Source organism: Serratia sp. (in: enterobacteria), assembly GCF_046715635.1.
In the GTDB taxonomy this organism is placed as follows: Bacteria; Pseudomonadota; Gammaproteobacteria; order Enterobacterales; family Enterobacteriaceae; genus Chania.
In genome coordinates this window covers 1-2537 of sequence record NZ_JBKJYW010000162.1, presented here as the reverse complement: position 1 = coordinate 2537, position 2537 = coordinate 1, and the positions used below count along the sequence as shown (strand labels likewise).

General features: G+C 57.7%; 1 protein-coding gene. It reads left to right on the top strand.

The features are described 5' to 3' along the window. Window positions 1–2 precede the first annotated feature (2 nt). Complete coding sequence (gene malT, locus ACLQ7H_RS08195) at window positions 3–2378, top strand: HTH-type transcriptional regulator MalT (RefSeq protein WP_411752240.1); 2376 nt, start codon at window positions 3–5, stop codon at window positions 2376–2378. Window positions 2379–2537 lie beyond the last annotated feature (159 nt).

Here is a 2537-nt window from a genome sequence, read left to right as displayed (position 1 = left end):
TTATCGAGCTGTCCGACTGGCACCAGCCGCTGTACCTGGTGATCGACGATTACCACCTGATCACCAATGACCAGATCCATGAAGCGATGCGTTTCTTCCTGCGCCACCAGCCAGAAAATCTGACGCTACTGATCCTTTCCCGCACCCTGCCTCCCCTGGGGATTGCCAATCTTCGCGTACGCGATCAGCTGTTAGAGCTGAGCACGCGCCAGTTGGCTTTTAATCACCAGGAGGCGAAACAGTTCTTTGACTGCCGCCTTACCTCCCCACTGGAGCACAATGACAGCAGCCGTCTGTGTGACGAAGTGGAGGGCTGGGCAACCGCCTTGCAGCTGATCGCGCTCTCCGCCCGCCAATCCACCTCTTCCGCTCAGCAATCGGCCAAACGTCTGGCTGGATTAAACGCCAGCCACCTGTCCGATTATCTGGTGGATGAGGTGCTGGATCGCGTCGATGCCGATGCTCGCGCGTTCCTGTTGCGCTGCTCGGTACTGCGTTCGATGAACGATGCGTTGATCGTGCGCCTGACTGGGGAAGACAACGGCCAGCAGCGCCTGGAAGAGCTTGAGCGCCAGGGCCTGTTTATCCACCGTATGGACGACTCCGGCGAGTGGTTCTGTTTCCATCCGCTGTTCGCCTCGTTCCTGCGCCAGCGTTGCCAGTGGGAATTAGCGCTGGAACTGCCCGGCCTGCACCATGCGGCGGCGGAAGGTTGGCTGGCGCTCGGGTACCCGGCGGAAGCCATTCACCATGCGTTGGCAGCCAGCGATGTCAGCATGTTACGCGATATTCTGTTACAACATGCCTGGTCGTTGTTCCATCACAGCGAACTGGCCTTGCTGGAGGAGTGTCTGAATGCCCTGCCGTACGAACGGCTGATCCAGAACCCGAAACTGGCGCTGCTGCAAGCCTGGCTGGCACAAAGCCAGCACCGTTACAGCGAAGTGAATACCCAGTTGGAACGAGCCGAACAGGCTATGCTCCAGCAAAAGATCGTCATTGACCAGACTCTGCATGCTGAATTTGACGCGCTGCGTGCTCAGGTGGCGATCAACGCCGGTAAACCGGAAGAGGCCGAACGCCTGGCCACCGAGGCGCTGAAATTCCTGCCGCTATCCAGCTATTACAGCCGTATCGTGGCCACCTCTGTCACCGGTGAGGTTCACCACTGCAAAGGGGAACTGGCACGGGCGTTGCCCATGATGCAGCAAACCGAACAGATGGCTCGCCGCCATCAGGCTTATCACTATGCGCTGTGGGCGCTGTTGCAGCAGAGTGAAATTCTGATCGCGCAAGGTTTCCTGCAAGCCGCCTATGAAACCCAAGATAAGGCCTTCGAGCTGGTGCGTGAACAGCATCTGGAGCAGTTACCGATGCACGAATTCCTGCTGCGCATTCGCTCGCAGGTGCTGTGGTCGTGGGCACGGTTGGACGAAGCCGAAGAGGCGGCACGTGAAGGGCTGAAGGTGTTGGCTAACTACCAGCCACAGCAGCAGTTGCAATGCCTGGCGATGTTGGCGAAATGTTCGCTGGCGCGTGGCGATCTGGATAATGCCAATGCTCACCTGCTACGTAGCGAGGTCCTGCTGCATGGCTCGCAGTATCACCGGGACTGGCTGACCAACGCCGATAAACCCAGGGTGATCCACTGGCAGATGACCGGTGATACCGCCGCAGCGGCCAATTGGCTGCGGCATACCGAAAAACCGGGGATGGCTAACAACCACTTTATGCAGGGGCAATGGCGTAATATCGCCCGCGTGCAGATCCTGCTCGGCCAGTACGAAGAAGCCGAAGTGGTGTTGGACGAGCTGAACGAAAATGCCCGCCGCCTGCGGTTGGTGAGCGATCTCAACCGTAACCTGCTGCTCAGTAACCAGCTCTACTGGCAGATGGACCGCAAAGTGGATGCCCAGCGCGTGCTGATAGAGTCGCTCTCGCTGGCCAACCGCACCGGGTTTATCAGCCACTTTGTGATCGAGGGAGAGGCCATGGCGCAGCAACTGCGTCAACTGATCCAGCTCAACACGCTGCCTGAGATGGAACAGCATCGCGCCCAGCGTATTCTGCGCGATATCAACCAACATCATCGGCACAAGTTCGCCCATTTTGACGAGAACTTCGTCGATAAGCTGTTAACTCACCCACAAGTACCGGAGCTGATCCGCACCAGCCCGCTGACACAGCGTGAATGGCAGGTGCTGGGTCTGATTTACTCCGGTTACAGCAACGATCAGATCGCCGGGGAACTGGCCGTAGCGGCCACCACCATCAAAACCCATATCCGTAATCTGTACCAGAAACTAGGGGTCGCACATCGGCAGGAAGCGGTGCAGCAGGCGCAGCAGTTGCTGAAAATGATGGGTTATGGGGCTTAGATTTAAAAGAAGATCAATAGGTTAAGCCCTGTGTAGCGCCCCTCACCCTAACCCACTCCCACAGGGAGAGGGGATCTACCGTGCCACGTTTTAACCTCTGCGCTTACCCACCACACCGTTCTCTTTCACGCAAACCCACTACAAAACGACTCAAACCTA